The organism is Stenotrophomonas sp. YJH_SMC_6 (genome assembly GCF_059371335.1).
Genome location: NZ_JCAFUM010000017.1, coordinates 55,134 through 69,937, shown reverse-complemented (window position 1 = coordinate 69,937; position 14,804 = coordinate 55,134). Strand labels below are relative to the sequence as shown.

The 14,804-nt window shown below is 64.4% G+C and carries 12 protein-coding genes; 5 read left to right on the top strand and 7 right to left on the bottom strand.

The window, feature by feature from the left end; translation table 11 throughout:
• The first annotated feature begins 133 nt into the window (after positions 1 to 133).
• The 3 genes from AC5P9N_RS18945 to AC5P9N_RS18935 all read left to right on the top strand — a co-directional run bounded on the left by AC5P9N_RS18945 (position 134) and on the right by AC5P9N_RS18935 (position 3,370).
• Positions 134 to 430: a hypothetical protein gene (locus tag AC5P9N_RS18945; protein WP_099484560.1), complete on the top strand. Its 297-nt coding sequence runs from the start codon at positions 134 to 136 to the stop codon at positions 428 to 430.
• A 249-nt stretch (positions 431 to 679) separates the two neighbouring features.
• Positions 680 to 1,612 carry an MBL fold metallo-hydrolase gene (locus tag AC5P9N_RS18940; RefSeq protein WP_099484559.1) on the top strand — a complete coding sequence of 311 codons (933 nt, stop codon included), beginning with the start codon at positions 680 to 682 and terminating at the stop codon, positions 1,610 to 1,612.
• 105 nt (positions 1,613 to 1,717) lie between these two features.
• Complete coding sequence (locus AC5P9N_RS18935; RefSeq protein ID WP_099484558.1) at positions 1,718 to 3,370, top strand: M28 family metallopeptidase; 1,653 nt, start codon at positions 1,718 to 1,720, stop codon at positions 3,368 to 3,370.
• Between the two features lie 184 nt (positions 3,371 to 3,554).
• On the opposite strand, the gene AC5P9N_RS18930 is transcribed toward AC5P9N_RS18935, so the two are convergent.
• The 6 genes from AC5P9N_RS18930 to AC5P9N_RS18905 all read right to left on the bottom strand — a co-directional run bounded on the left by AC5P9N_RS18930 (position 3,555) and on the right by AC5P9N_RS18905 (position 9,185).
• The gene (locus AC5P9N_RS18930; RefSeq protein ID WP_005407716.1) at positions 3,555 to 3,854 is read right to left on the bottom strand and encodes a hypothetical protein; all 300 of its coding nucleotides are present in this window, start codon (positions 3,852 to 3,854) and stop codon (positions 3,555 to 3,557) included.
• Between the two features lie 67 nt (positions 3,855 to 3,921).
• Positions 3,922 to 5,256 (bottom strand): MFS transporter, encoded by a 1,335-nt coding sequence (locus tag AC5P9N_RS18925; RefSeq protein ID WP_049395254.1) that lies wholly within the window; start codon positions 5,254 to 5,256, stop codon positions 3,922 to 3,924.
• 221 nt (positions 5,257 to 5,477) lie between these two features.
• Positions 5,478 to 6,584, bottom strand: coding sequence for an ABC transporter permease (locus tag AC5P9N_RS18920; protein ID WP_225792006.1), 1,107 nt, complete (start codon positions 6,582 to 6,584; stop codon positions 5,478 to 5,480).
• 11 nt (positions 6,585 to 6,595) lie between these two features.
• The gene (locus tag AC5P9N_RS18915) at positions 6,596 to 7,333 is read right to left on the bottom strand and encodes an ABC transporter ATP-binding protein (protein ID WP_099484557.1); all 738 of its coding nucleotides are present in this window, start codon (positions 7,331 to 7,333) and stop codon (positions 6,596 to 6,598) included.
• On the bottom strand, positions 7,320 to 8,246 hold the full coding sequence (locus AC5P9N_RS18910; RefSeq protein WP_005407721.1) for a hypothetical protein: 927 nt from the start codon (positions 8,244 to 8,246) through the stop codon (positions 7,320 to 7,322). Before AC5P9N_RS18910 ends, AC5P9N_RS18915 begins: the two co-directional genes overlap by 14 nt.
• A 6-nt stretch (positions 8,247 to 8,252) precedes the next feature.
• The gene (locus AC5P9N_RS18905) at positions 8,253 to 9,185 is read right to left on the bottom strand and encodes a HEAT repeat domain-containing protein (RefSeq protein WP_229297675.1); all 933 of its coding nucleotides are present in this window, start codon (positions 9,183 to 9,185) and stop codon (positions 8,253 to 8,255) included.
• A 637-nt stretch (positions 9,186 to 9,822) separates the two neighbouring features.
• Here AC5P9N_RS18905 and yedA point away from each other — a divergent pair.
• Both yedA and rarD read left to right on the top strand, forming a co-directional pair.
• On the top strand, positions 9,823 to 10,728 hold the full coding sequence (gene yedA, locus AC5P9N_RS18900; protein ID WP_005407723.1) for a drug/metabolite exporter YedA: 906 nt from the start codon (positions 9,823 to 9,825) through the stop codon (positions 10,726 to 10,728).
• Positions 10,725 to 11,621, top strand: coding sequence for an EamA family transporter RarD (gene rarD, locus AC5P9N_RS18895; RefSeq protein ID WP_033833626.1), 897 nt, complete (start codon positions 10,725 to 10,727; stop codon positions 11,619 to 11,621). Before yedA ends, rarD begins: the two co-directional genes overlap by 4 nt.
• A gap of 207 nt (positions 11,622 to 11,828) precedes the next feature.
• On the opposite strand, the gene AC5P9N_RS18890 is transcribed toward rarD, so the two are convergent.
• The gene (locus AC5P9N_RS18890; RefSeq protein ID WP_099484556.1) at positions 11,829 to 14,687 is read right to left on the bottom strand and encodes a TonB-dependent receptor plug domain-containing protein; all 2,859 of its coding nucleotides are present in this window, start codon (positions 14,685 to 14,687) and stop codon (positions 11,829 to 11,831) included.
• Between the last annotated feature and the right edge of the window lie 117 nt (positions 14,688 to 14,804).

Sequence of the window (14,804 nt, the reverse complement as noted above, 5' to 3'; positions counted from 1 at the left end):
GAAAACGCCGGCCAGCGACCGGCACTACCACGGCACTGCATAGGAAAACGCCAGCCAGCGGCCGGCCCTACCCGCGAACGAAGGTCATGGCATGATGTCCGCGCGCCTCAGGCGCGATGACATGGAGTCTGCGATGGCCTGGTTGTCGCTGCTGCTGTTCCTGCCCTGGTTCCTGCTGCTGGGCAGCCTGTACTGGCTGTTCCCGCGCCAGCCGCGCACCCCGCGGCGGCGCCTGTTCGATGGCTCCACCCTGCTGCTGGCCTTCGCCCTGAGCATCGTCTCGATGCTGTGGGGGTATCGACTTGGACTGGCACAGCCCGGCGCCGGCCCGATCTGGCCGCAGGTACTGGCGGTGCTGTACGCCTACGGCGCATTCCTGGCGGTGCTGGTGCTGGCCCTGCTGCTGCGGCCGCGGTTCGCATTGCGCTGAACCTGGCCCTTGCGCACCCGATGGACCTGCGGTTGGTTGGCCTGCGCTTGCCCTTGCCTGCGCTTGCCCTTGGTAGAGTCGACTGTGAGTCGACTGCTCTTCTGGAAGCCCGCGCTGCGCGCGACAGTCGACTGACAGTCGACTCTACCCGGCCACAACCCGGCACTACCCGACCAAAGCCGCATCGAACCCGGACCGCCCGCGCGCCTACCATGGGCGTCTGTTCCCGATCCTGCCAGGTGCGTGCCGATGATCGCCGACCCCAGCATCCACACCATCGATACCGGCTTCCAGCGTCCCGACTTCGACGCGGCCTATCTGATCGTTGAAAACGACCGCGCCGCGTTCGTCGACTGTGGCACCGGCCTGTCGGTGCCGGCGATGCTGCAGGCGCTGGCCACCGCGGGTCTGGCCGTTGACGCGGTGGACTGGCTGCTGCTCACGCACGTGCACCTGGACCACGCCGGCGGCGCCGGCCTGCTGATGCAGCAGCTGCCCAACGCAAAGGCAGTGCTGCACCCGCGCGGTGCGCCGCACATGATCGACCCGACCCGGCTGATTGCCGGTGCCACGGCGGTGTACGGTGCCGAGGAAATCGCGCGCAGCTATGGTCGTATCGAGGCCATTCCCGAACATCGTGTGGTGGTGGCCGAGGACGGCCACCGTATCGACCTGGCCGGCCGCGAGCTGGTGCTGCTGCACACCCCGGGCCACGCACTGCACCATTACTGCGTGTGGGATGCGCGCAGCCGCAGCTGGTTCACCGGCGATACCTTCGGCATTTCCTACCGCGAGCTGGACAGCGCGCAGGGGGCCTTCATCTTCCCGACCTCGTCGCCGGTGCAGTTCGACCCGGAAGCGATGAAGGCCTCGATCCAGCGCATGCTGGGCTATGGCCCGCAGGCGATGTACCTGACCCACTACGGCCGCGTGGAGCAGGTGCAGAAACTGGCCAACGACCTGTTCGAACAGATCGATGCGATGGCCACCATCGGCCGCCAGTGCGATGGCCGCCCCGACCGCCACCGCTGCCTGCTGGCCGCGCTGCAGGCGCTGTACCTGGAACGTGCACAGCTGCATGGCTGTGCGCTGGACGATGCGGCGGTGATCGCTGTTCTGGCGATGGACATCGAACTCAACGCGCAGGGCCTGGCCTGCTGGCTGGACCGCATCAGCAGGTAGATCCACGCCATGCGTGGATGACGTGGGCCCAGGTTGCGCCGTGGTGTCACGACCACGTTACACTCTGGTGACTTCCAAGCTAGCCGTGGTACTGCCGTGAATCCGATGCGCGTGTTGCTGCTGTCGTCCTGCCTGTTCGTCGGCGGGCTGGCCCATGCGGCCAACGACCTGCCGGGTGGCGGCATCGATCCGCAGGCACTGTCGCGGCACGTGCGTGTGCTGGCATCGGATGAATTCGAGGGCCGCGCGCCGGCCACCGAGGGCGAAGAGCGCACGGTGCAGTACCTGATCGAGCAGTTCCGCAGCTACGGCCTGCAGCCGGGTGGCGTGGATGGCAGCTGGGTGCAGCCGGTGCCGCTGGTGCGCGCGCAGCTGGACGGCCCGGCCAAGGCCAGCCTGTCGCTGAAGCAGGGCAAGCGCGCGCTGGCCAACGGCGTGGACGTGACCCTGCAGAGCCTGCAGCCGCGCAAGCGCGTGCAGATCAAAGACGCGCCACTGGTGTTCGTCGGCTATGGCATCGACGCACCGGAACGCCACTGGAACGACTACAAGGACGTGGACCTGCACGGCAAGATCGCCGTGGTGCTGATCAACGACGCCGATTTCGAAGCCGATGCGCCGGGCGCGTTCGATGGCAAGGCGGTGACCTACTACGGCCGCTGGACCTACAAGTTCGAGGAAGCCGCGCGCCGTGGTGCCGAGGGTGTGCTGATCGTGCACGAGACCGCGCCGGCCGCCTATGGCTGGGCCACTGTGAAGAGCTCGGGCACCTCGCCGCTGTTCGACATCGAACGCGGCCAGGCCGAGGCGATGGCGCAGCACACGCCGCTGCGTGGCTGGATGCAGCGCGAACTTGCCGAGGCGATCTTCGCCGACGCCGGCCTCGACTTCGATGCCGAGAAGCGCAAGGCGATGCGTGCCGACTTCCGCCCGGTGGCACTGGACAACGCGAAGCTGAGCGTGGATTTCGCACTCAAGCGCGAGCAGGTGGTCACCCGCAACGTGGTGGCCAAGCTGCCCGGTGGTGAACACGCCGACGAGGCCGTGATCTTCTCCGCGCACTGGGATGCGTTCGGTATCGGCCAAGCCGACGCCAAGGGCGACCGCATCCGCCGTGGTGCGATCGACAACGCCACCGGCGTGGCCACGGTGCTGGAGCTGGGCCGCGTGTTCGCCGCCGGCCCGCAGCCGCAGCGCACGCTGTACTTCGTGGCACTGACCGCCGAAGAGAAGGGCCTGCTGGGCGCCAGCTACTACGCCGCGCATCCGCTGGCGCCGCTGGACAAGACCGCTGCAGTGCTGAACATCGAGATGTTCAGCCCGGATGGCCCGACCCGCGACATCGCTTCGTGGGGCAAGGGCCGGGTGTCGCTGGAAGGCGATCTGGAACGCGTGGCCAAGGCCCGCGGTCGCAGCTACAGCCCGGACCCGAACTTGGAGGCCGGCTTCTTCTACCGCGCCGACCACTTCGCCTTTGCCCGCCTGGGCGTGCCGGCGATCACCATCGGCCCGGGCCTGGACAAGCTGGACGGCGGTGTTGAAGCCGGCCGCGCGCTGCGCGAGAAGTATTTCGCCGACTGTTACCACCAGGCCTGCGATGCCTGGACCCCGAGCTGGGATCCGAGCGGCCACGCGGCTGACACTCTGCTGGTCTACGACCTGGGTGCCGAGCTGGCCAACAGCCGCCGCTGGCCGACGTGGGAGAAGGAATCGGAGTTCCGCGGCGCGCGCGACAAGAGCGAAGCGGCCCGCCGCTGAGGCTCGGGACCGGCGGGGTGTCATGTCATTTCGCCGGGGGTAGAGTCGACTGCCAGTCGACTATCGCGCGCAGCGCGGGTTTTCCGGTGCCGACAGAGAGAGCAGTCGACCAACAGTCGACTCTACCGATTGCCGATTGCCGATTGCCGATTGCCGATTGCGGATTGCCGGCCAGCGGCCGGCACTACCTGCGCCGGCGCAGCAGCGTCCATGCGCCCCAGCCGGCGGCAGCGAGCGCTGCCAGATAGCACGCCACCATCGTGCGCAGGCCAACCGGCGACCCTGCATTGATGCCGCGATGCAGGCGCAGTTGCAGCGAGCTGTGGCCGCTGCCCAGGTCCACCGCCAGCTGCAGCGCCAGCGCGGAGCAGAACACCAGCAGGGCGACCCCGAACCCGGTGCGTGGCCACGCGGCCTGTGCGTTGGGGCGGCGCAGCAGCCAGGCCAGTGCCGTGGCTGCGGCCAGCGCCGCCGCGATCCACATCAGTGGCGTGGCGGGAGATGCAGCGGCCACCGGCAGTGCACCGGTGGCCGCGATCACGGCAACGCGCTTACTTGCGGGTGCCGTCGAGCCAGTTCGGGCCCTTGTTGGTGAGGAAGAACACATAGACCACCAACGATACCGCGATCGTTGCGGTCACGTAGATGGCGAACCAGTCGACGTGGCCGGTCTTCAGCGCGCCCTGGTACAGCAGCGGGGCGGTGCCGCCGAACAGCGAGTTGGCCAGCGCGTAACCCAGGCCTACGCCCAGCGCACGCACGTGGGTGGGGAACAGCTCGGCCTTTACCACGGCATTGATCGAGGTGTAGCCGGTGAGGATGACGAAGGCCAGTGCCAGGGTCAGGAACGCCAGCGTGGCGTCGTGCTGGTGCGGCAGCTGGGTGATCAGGTACCAGCTGTACAGCACGCCGCCGACACCGAAGAACACCAGCAGGGTCTTGCGGCCGATGATGTCCGACAGCCAGCCGCCGACCGGCTGCAGCACCATCAGGAACGCCAGCACGCCCAGGTTGATCAGGGTGCCGGTCATCGGGTCGTTGCCCGCGAATGCGCTCTGGATCATTTTCGGGCCGTTCACCGAGTAGGTGTAGAAGGCCACGGTGCCACCGGCGGTGATCAGGAAGCACAGCAGCAGCGGCCGCCACTGGTGCACGAACAGCTCGTACATGGAGCCGGACTTCTGCGCCTTGCCCTCGCGCGCAGCTTCGATCGACGACTCCGACAGCGATTCGTCCATGCCGCGGCGCAGCCAGAACACCACCACCGCGGCGATGCCACCGATGCCGAAGGCGATGCGCCAGCCCCACTCGGAGATCTCCGGCTTGCCCCAGAAGGTCAGCATCAGCAGCAGGGTCAGCTGGGCCAGCACATGGCCGCCGACCAGGGTGACGTAGTGGAAGGAGGACAGGAAGCCGCGACGGCCGGGAATGGCGGCCTCGGACATGTAGGTGGCGCTGGCGCCGTACTCGCCGCCGGTGGCGAAGCCCTGCAGCAGGCGCGCGAACAGCAGGATGACTGCGGCCCAGATGCCGATGCTGGCGGCGGTGGGGGTGATGGCGATCAGGAACGAGCACAGCGCCATCAGCGTGACCGAGACAGTCAGCGCCAACCGACGGCCGTGGCGGTCGGCGAAGCGGCCGAAGAACCAGGCACCGATCGGGCGCATCAGGAACGTGGCGGCGAAGATCGCCCACACGTACATCGTGGAGTTCTTGTCGTCCGGCGAGAAGAACTGCGATTCGAAGTACACGGCGAACACCGAGTACACGTAGACGTCATACCACTCCACCAGGTTGCCGGCGGAGCCTTTGAGGGTATTGGAGATCGACCGGCGCAGCGCGGCGCCGTCGGTGCGGGTGACAGCGGATTGGGACGTGGTGCTCATCCGGGTGGGAATCCTCGATGCGGCGCTTCCGTGCGGGAAAGATCGGTGCCAGCCGCGCGCGGGGCGCTGACGGCCAGCCTCCTAGGTACTGCATCCCACGTCAACGCCCGGTGCCGGAGGGGCGGGGCAGGGCATGGGACCGCACAGGGTGACAGCGCAGGGGGGCAGGGACCATAGCTAATACGTCGTAAGGAGAGCCGTTGCAGCCCTTCTCGGCAGCCTCAATCAGACGATGTATGCGTTGGTTCAACCGGGGAAACGATGGCAGTCCTGAAGTTGCTGCGGGCCCACTTCCGCAAAAGTGCTGCCGTGAAGGCCAGAAGCGACAGGGACAGCGCGATCTCCCAGATCGGCACATTCACGTACAGAAGCCGAACCGGCATTGCAGCCATTGACGTGAAAGGAAAAAGGGACATTACGTGCATGAATGCACCGTCGGGCGTCCGCAGGCCAGCAAATCCAATCATGATCATCGTCAGTGGGAAAGCCGGGAGCGTGTTGCGGAAAGCTGAATGCGGTGATCGAATCGCGGTAGCGCACGCGGCGAAAAACCAGTTCCACAGCATGAGCCCCAGAAGGCAGAACACGAGCAGGCCGAGCATCACCTTCCAACTGCCTTCGGCAAAGGTTGCATCCCCACTCGCCGAACCGGACATCAGCGTCCAACCGATTGCACCGTAGACCCCATACACTGCCACCGTCTTCAATCCATGAAGGATGGACGCGGCAACTTTGCAGTCGAGCCAGAGCCCAGGTGGCGCTGCACTCAGGATCATTTCTGTAGCATGACCAAAGCGCTCTCCCAGCAGGCCCTGAAAAATCATGCCAAGGCAGCCAAGTATGGCGAGTGTCGTCAGTACCACCATTGCGATTGAAACAGCGGTCAAGGATGTGTCCGCGAAGACCGCGGTGCCCCGAGAGTCAATGACGCGTAGCGAGACTGGTGAGTCCACCTTCCGAAGCTGGTCACGGGTTACACCGAGCAGTGATAGAGAATGTTGACGGTGGAGCGTGTCCAGGCTGCGTTGCAGTTCCCCAAGCCAGCCCGGCGGCTGCTCGGTGTGGAGAATATAGTCTCCGGCCACCGAGGACAGAATTGGTGGATCGCCTGATACCCCATCTCCCAGCGCGTCACTGAAGTGGAAGCGCCCCTCGCTCAGGCCCGCTACTGGAGTGCCTCGCGCATCCAAGTGGACGACGGCTGCAGACTCCCGAGCAAGAATGGCGTCTCCACCCAACTTCACCAATGCGATCACTGCGAGCAATAGAAGACCTGCAACTTCGCCACGAATGTCCAGGTGCCTTCTGAATTCGAACAGGCTGATCATGAAGAACGGGCTCACTCGCATGAGCTTTTCTCCGGTCGAAGGTCATGCGGGGAGGACTCGCAATGCAGAGGATGAGAGAGCGCCACGATGCGGGTAGGGTGAAGGTCCTGCGACGTGGCGGGATGAAGCTGTCCATCCCTCAGCATGAGAATCCTTCTGGCGAGGCGCTGAAGCAACTCAATGTGGTGGGCGGAAAGCACAACGGCTGTGCCTTGGCGTGCTGCACGATTGATGAGGTCGGCAACGGCAATCTGGTTTACAGGGTCCAGTCCCGAGAACGGCTCATCAAGGATCAGGACGCCCGGGTCGTGAAGCATGCAGGCGGCGAGCTGCAGCTTCTGCAGGTTGCCCTTGGAGAGGCTGGATACTCGATTTGAGGCGCGCGCCAGCAGCCCTATTTCTTCAAGCCATACATCGCGTGCCTTCACCGCCTGCTTTCCTGACATCCCTCTCAGTCGCGCCCAGAACTCCAGTGTCCTTCCAACGGTGACTTCGGAGAAGAGACTGCGCGATTCGGGCAGATAGCCAATATCCACGTACGGTACGCTGGCGGTGTCGGCTTCGGTTCCAAAAGCTACGGTTCCGGAATCGGCAGGAATGAGATGGCAGAGGATACGGAAGAGCGTCGTCTTGCCAACGCCATTGGCACCGATGATGCCAACGATCTCCCCTGGAGGTACGCAAAGATCGAGGTCCCGCAGCACGACCCTCTCGCCAAACCGCTTGCAGACCTGCTCAGCGAGAAGCATGGCGGGACCTCTCTTCAAAACCGTCAGCCAATTGGCGGGCTCTGGATCGCATGAACAGGCTGTGCCTGGACTGGACCATGGTGGTCAACTGAAGGGCGGCTTCGGGGGTTGGCGAGTTCGCAATCAGGGCTTCCAGTGCAGCCATGCGCACTCGGTCCATCGGGTGGCTCCTGAAAATATCGCGAAGCAGTTGCTGCGAATCCCCATCTTCCGTCGCAGCCGCGATCATGAAAATGGCCGCAGCGCTGGAGCGGTTGATGATCTGCGAAATCGTGCCGGTTCCAGGTTCGAACTCGTACTGGTCCATGGTTACACTTCTCAGTGAGTGCTCCATGATGTTGATGCTTACCGAGAAGCTTTCTGGTGCCATTTGTTGGTGGACATCCTGGAATGCCCTGTACAGCAGCATGCTTCCCTTGTTGAGCTGGGATCGTTCCATGAACCTGAGATCGACACTTTCTCCGGGGATTCCGCAAACAGACGCGTAGTCGTACTCGAAGTAGTCACTTATGTACCCCGGTCCCTGATATCCGATGGTCAGGAAATTGAAGTTGTGGTCGTGCGGAATGCCATAGAAAAACGTGCTGTGCCCGCTTGCAGCAAGGATCTCGTCCTCATGGCCAGGCCAGAAGCATGCGCGGATGAAGTAGCTCTGGCCCGAGACCTGTGGGGCATGGAGCATCAGGACCTGGGGTGTGTAGTCGTTATCGACCTGAATGCTTTTCGAATCCTTGAGTTCCTTGCAGATGATCTCGCTCAGGAATGTCTGGTTGTTGCCCAGCTTCCTCAGCACGGGGGCCACTGAGATCATCGATTCTTGGTCGCGGGGATCGAACGCCGAATCGTGTAAGTAGTCCACGAGTTCCATCAGGCCGATCGAATCCTGGGACGTGTCTTCAATGCGGATTGGCATGGTTGCTCATCCTTGTTCCAGTGAGCGGGTCGCAAGCTTCCTGATCTCTTCGTTCACATCGTTCTCCCTCATTTCCTTCAGTCGCTCGGATGCCGCTGCCGGGTCAACGCGGTAGAGCGACCTCAGCGCGTTCCAGCGAACGAATGTCGTCGGATGGCGCGACATGTCCAGCAAGGCTTCGGTGTTGTCGCTCCCCCGCAGGTAGGACAATGCTGTCGCGATGATCTGGAGCCGGGAGTCGGTTACGCTTGTCGCCGTGCAGCCGACGAGCTTTCCGGACTGCAGGGAGAAGTGCTGAGTGACCTCGGACCTTGATCTGGACGAGAGGCAGACAATCATCGACGTCGGACTGGAGCCATGTAGAAGGTGCATTCCCTGCCTGCCGCCCTCAAGGAACAGATGGTCACCAGAAGCCGACTGCCCTCGACTAGGCGGGCCCAGCCGCGGGTCGGATTCGTCACCGGTGTGGACCGGGTATACCTGATACTCGACGCCGGGCGTATCCGTGAAGAACACCAGTGAGTCCGTGCCGTTGATGGTGATTCCGGTTTCGACACCGGCCTGGAATGCTGCAGCTGCCTGAAGTGGCGAGCTCTGCATGTAGTGCACGTCCACGAACTCGTCCTTGTATATGACCATTCCCGCCAGTGGCGGCTTGACGAAGAATTTCCCCGGCGTCGCATACAGTGGACTGCCCATGTGGCTCCGGCACTCATCGTGGAAGAAGTCGCGCAGGATTACCTGATCGAACTCACGGCATATCGAAAGCATGGATTGACGGTTTGTCGAGGTGTCCCCACTTCCATTGATCAGCGATCCCCATTGGCGAATACGTGCCGCACGTCCAGTGGCCTCGAGCACGCCCAAGAGCGACGATCTCCTTCCGAATATCTCCGTCAGTGCAGACAGTTCTGCAGGATCATCCGCGAGTTCCAACATTCGAGCTGGATCTTTCATATTGTCTCCGGAGGGTGGGTCGGATGATCCGACCCACCCGAGTGGGATATCACTTCGGATGGATGCCCCGGTTGATGAGAATGCCGACAACGATGCCGACAGCTGCGCAGCCTGCTCCGGTTGTCTCAATCAAGATGCACGAACCGTGCATCCCTACCGATCTGGCCTGCGTGGGTAGTGCTTTCGGTTCCACGGGATGCTCCTCAGATGGGCAGGACGGCAATGACGATTGCAACGGCAATCAGGACCGGTTCAATGGGTGAGCACAGCAATGAAGCACCAGCAACTCCCACCGGCATTGCGAGTGGAGGCGGTATGCAGGTCATGGTGGTTCTCCTGTTCAGGTCATTGGCCCAACACCTGCTGGGCAAGTCCGTTTTCAGTGATCGGAGCAATCCTTTCCTTGATCGGCATCTCACTTGTGTTCGGCGGGGTGCGATACGTCAGCTTGGATGACACTGCCACCCGCCTGGCGGCGCAACAGACGTCGGGGTTTGTCTCAACCCTGTCGAGGGAAAACCCGGTGCCTTTGTAGGTGCAAATCAGCGTGCCCGGAACCGGGGTTATTTCCGTCAGCCGAACGCTCTAGAATCCGTTTTCCCCCGCCCGCTGGTGCGTCATGTCGGCTTCCCCTGTTCCCTTTGCGGCTGCCCCCCGGGGTGGCCTTGTCGCGCTGGCATTGCTGCTGGTCTACGTGGTCTGGGGCTCGACCTACCTGGGCATCGCGAAGGCCCTGCACGGCGGCGCGCTGCCGCTGACGATGGTTTCCGGCAGCCGGTTCATCATTGCCGGTGGCCTGATGTTCCTGGCCTTGCGCCTGTTCTGGAAGATGCCGAACCCGACCCTGCGGCAGTGGCGCAACCTGGTAGTGATGGGCGTGACCATGCTGGTGCTGGGCAACGGCATGGTGGTGCTGGCCGAGCGTGAGGTGTCCTCGGGCCTGGCCGCGACAGCGGTGGCCTCGGTGCCGCTGTGGATGGCGCTGTTCTCGGCGCTGCGCGGGCAGCATGCCAGCCGCGGTGAGTGGCTGGGCATCGCCATCGGCTTCCTCGGCGTGGTCTGGCTCAACGCCGGCAGCAGCCTGACGGCCTCGCCGACCGGGCTGGTGCTGCTGCTGATCGCGCCGATCGGCTGGGCCTTCGGTTCGGTGTGGGCGCGCGGCCTGGACCTGCCGGGCCCGTTCATGACCGCCGCCGGGCAGATGATCTGCGGTGGCGTGCTGCTGGTGCTGATCGGCCTGGCGGTCGGCGAGCGCCCGACCACGCTGCCCGATACCGGTGGCCTGCTGGCGATGGCCTACCTGTGCGTGTTCGGTTCCATCGTTGCGTTCACAGCCTACGTCTGGCTGCTGCAGAACGTGCGGCCGGCGCTGGCCGGCAGCTATGCGTACGTCAATCCGGTGATCGCGGTGCTGCTGGGCGCGCTGCTCAACGGCGAGCGCTTCGGCTGGCGCGACCTGCTGGCGATGGCGGTGATTCTCCTGGGTGTGGTGGTGCTGACAATGGCAAGGACGAGAAAGAAGTGAGCATGGACGAGAAAGAACAACGCCGGGGCCTGCTGGTCACCGCATCCACCTTCGTGATCTGGGGCCTGGTGCCGGTCTATTGGCACCTGCTCAACGAGGTACCCTCGTTCCAGATCATCGCCCACCGCATCATCTGGAGCACCGTGATGGTGCTGGGCTGGCTCTTGATCAGCTCGCGCCTGGGCTGGTGGCAGAAGATCGCCGCGCAGCCGCGCGCGCTGCCGATCCTGCTGGTGTCGAGCCTGACCATCGCCTTCAACTGGGGCCTGTACATCTGGGCGGTCAACGCCGGCCATGTGATCGAGACCAGCCTGGGCTACTTCATCAACCCGCTGGTGAACGTGCTGCTGGGCGTGCTGGTGCTGAAGGAGCGGCTGCGGCGCCTGCAGTGGGTGGCGGTGGCGATGGCGGCGGTGGGCGTGGCCTGGCTGACCATCGACGCGGGTACGCCGCCGTGGATCGCGCTGGGCCTGGCCTGTTCGTTCGGCCTGTATGGCCTGCTGCGCAAGCTGGTCTCGGTCGATCCGGTGGCCGGCCTGGGCGTGGAGAGCATGTACCTGTTCCTGCCGGCGCTGGCCTTCGCGATCTGGGCGGAAAACGGCCATGGCGGCGCGTTCTTCCACGGCTGGGGCTGGCGCAATGACCTGCTGCTGGTCTTCGGTGGCGCAGTGACCGCAGTGCCGCTGATCGGTTTCGCCTACGGCGTGAAGCGCATCCCGCTGTCGCTGGTCGGCATCCTGCAGTACATCGCGCCGAGCCTGCAGCTGCTGCTGGGCGTGTTCTTCTTCCACGAAGCGTTCGATACTGCCAAGGCGATCGGCTTCGCCGCGATCTGGGCCGGCCTGATCCTGTTCGTCGGTGACAACATCCGCACGATGCGCGCCAAGCGCTAGCGCCGGCGGGGCTGCGGGGTCGGATCCCTCCGCAACGCGGAGGGCTCTGACCCTGTTCTATCCGTCGCGTGGGATCAGAGCCCTTCGCAGGGCGAGGGGATCCGACCCGCTTCCACCCAAAAAAGAACGGCGCCCCGAAGGGCGCCGTTCTGCTTCCATCCACCGCCAGGAGAGAGAGATGGCGGTGGCGGGAACGCGGTTGCAGGCTTAGAAGCGCTGCTGGTACTTCATGTACATGAAACGACCGATGTCGAAGCCACCGTAGTAGGTGAAGCTGCTGTTCGGCTGGCTGTACATGATCGGACCCTGGTGGTCGAAGACGTTGTTCACGCCCAGCGACACGGTGCCGTCCCACGGCAGGCTGTAACGCACCTGCAGGTCGTGGAAGGTGTTGGAGCCCACCTTGCGGCTCGGCTGCGCATCGGTGTACGGCGAGACGAAGCCGGCCATGTTGCAGTCCGGGCCACCGGCCAGGTCATACGAGCAGGCTTCCTTCATGCCCGAGTAGTAGCGGGCGGTCCAACCGATGCCCAGGTCGCCGTACTGCCAATCCAGGTTGAAGGTCGAACGCACGCGGAAGTTGCCCTGCCAGCCGGTCTTCTGCTCCACCGGCGTGGTGGCGGCGCTGTCGTTGCGCTGCTCCAGGTAGTCGGTGTAGGTGGTGTTCCAGGTGGCGGCAAAGCGGCCGAACGCGGTTTCCGGCAGGCGGTAACGCAGGCTGAAGTCGTAGCCGGCGGTTTCGCGGTAGCCCGCATTGACCAGCGAGCGGTCCAGCGACGTCACCTGACCCAGCGTCTTGGCGCTGGTGGAACGGGTGAAGCGGCCGCACGCCGAATCCACGCCCTGCACGTAGCACTGGTTGAGGATGTCGGTGGCCGACTCACCCACGATCGCGTTGTCGATGCGGATCTTCCACCAGTCCAGGCTGACGTCCAGGCCCGGCACGAACTCGGGGCTGTACACCAGGCCCACGGTCCAGGTCTTGGCGGTTTCCGGCTTCAGGTTCGCATTGGAACCGGAGTCGAAATCGGCGATGCCCTGCTGGCCCGGACGGTTGGCGACGTTGCCTTCCGACGCGGTCTGCTGGCGGAAGTCAGCCGGCACCTTCAGCGCCTGGCAGCGTGCGGCCACGGTCGCGCTGCTGGCAGCAATGCCGAACGAGGTATCGCACGGATCGGTGAACGAATCACGGCTCTTCACCGCACCGCCGTACAGGTCGTCCACGGTCGGCGCACGGAAGCCGGTGCCATAGGTCGCGCGCACCAGCAGGCTGTCGATCGGCTTCCACTTCAGGCCGAACTTGCTGTTGGTGGTCGATCCGAAGGTGTTGTAGTCGGTGTAGCGGCCGGCCAGGTCCAGCGACAGTTCACGCGCGAACGGCATGTCGGCCAGCAGCGGTACCTGCAGTTCCAGGTAGACCTCGTTGAGCGAGTAGTCGCCACGGGTCGGCTGGCCGGTGGTGCCGGCAATCTGGCCCTTCTGCACCATCAGGTCCGGGGTGTAGCTGGCTTCTTCGTTGCGGTGCTCGAAGCCCATCGCGGCCATCACGTCGCCGGCCGGCAGGGTGAACACCGAACCGGAGATGTTGGCGCTGGCGACCTTGGTGGTGCTCTTCATCTTGTCGACGAAGCGGGTGAACAGGTAGTCCTGCACGTCCTGGTTGCTCAGCGAGCCCGGGCCCGCATAGCCCATCGGCGCGGCCGGGTTCCACGGCACGCAGCCGGCGATCACTGCGCCCGGGCTGCCGCAGCGTGCCACGGTGCCATCCATGAAGGATGGGCCGACCGCCAGGTCGACGTGCGGCTGGTACATGCTGCCGGTACCGATGCGCTCGCCTTCATTGCGGTTGTACATGTAGCTGACGTTCCAGTCCCAGTAACGCGAACCGGTTTCGAAGCTGCCTTCCAGGCCGATGCTGGCGCGCTTGGTGTCCAGGTTGTTCTCGGTCGCACGCGGCATTTCTTCGGTGCGGTGCGAGAACAGCGCGTCCTGGCCCCAGTGGTTGAACGCACTGTCCTTGGACAGGGCAGCACGGGAACCGTTGCGCGCCTGTGCGGTGGACACCGAGTAGGGGTAGCCGGCCAGGTGCTTGGTCGACTCGCGCTTGCTGTACAGCGCGTCGGCCACGATGCGCAGGTCATCGGTGATCGAGAAGCCACCGTTGGCGAACACCGAAGTGCGCTCCAGGCCGCTCAGCAGGCTCATGTTGGTCTTGGTGTTAGCACCATCGGCCGGATTGGGCGTGTGGAAGTTGCCCTTCTGGCTCGGGTCGCCGCCCGGGCCCACGGTCAGCGACTTGCCGTCGACGGTGACGCTGCCCCACTGCGTGGTCTGGTTCAGTGCCTTGACGTCGTCGGGATGGCGCGGGCCACCCGGGTAACGGCTGAACTCGCGCTCGCTGCCGAGAATCTCGTCTTCCTTGGTGCGCTCGGCGCCGACGCTGAACCAGCCGCGGTCGAAGGTCTTGCCGAAGGTGGCGCTGTAGGAGCGCTTCTGGCCGTCACCTTCACCATACTGGCCGACGTAGACGCTGGCTTCGCCACCGTCGAAGTTCTTGCGGGTGATGATGTTGACCACACCGGCGATGGCGTCCGAGCCGTACAGCGCGGACGCGCCATCGGTGAGCACTTCCACGCGCTCGACAATCGCCGAGGGAATCGAAGCCAGGTCGGAGTAGCCACCGGCGCTGACGCCCATGCGGCGGCCGTCGATCAGCACCAGGCTGCGCTCCGGGCCGAGGTTGCGCAGGCTGACGTACGTGCCGCCGAAGTCGCGCGAAGAACTCAGCGACGACGAGCGGCTCAGGCTCGGTGCGCCGGCGGCGGTGACGTCCTGCAGGATGTCGGCGACGTTGATGTAACCCTTCTTCTCGATCTCGGCGCGGCTGAGCGCGACGACCGGCTGTGCGGTCTCGACACTGGCCTGGCGGATGCGCGAGCCGGTGATTTCGATGCGATCGAGGTTGGTCGGGGTATCGCCGGCGCTCTGTGCGAAGGCGGGGGTGGTGCAGCTGGCGGCCAGCGCGATGACGATCGCGTTGCGCAGCGGATTGGTTTTCAGGGACATCCGTGAAATCTCGTGTTTCAGGAAAACAAGCGCCCGTTCTATGGACGCGTGGGGTGCTGCAAACCAACGTGGGGGGGCGATTCTAGAATGTTTCCATTCGTAACTGTTTGCCTCTGC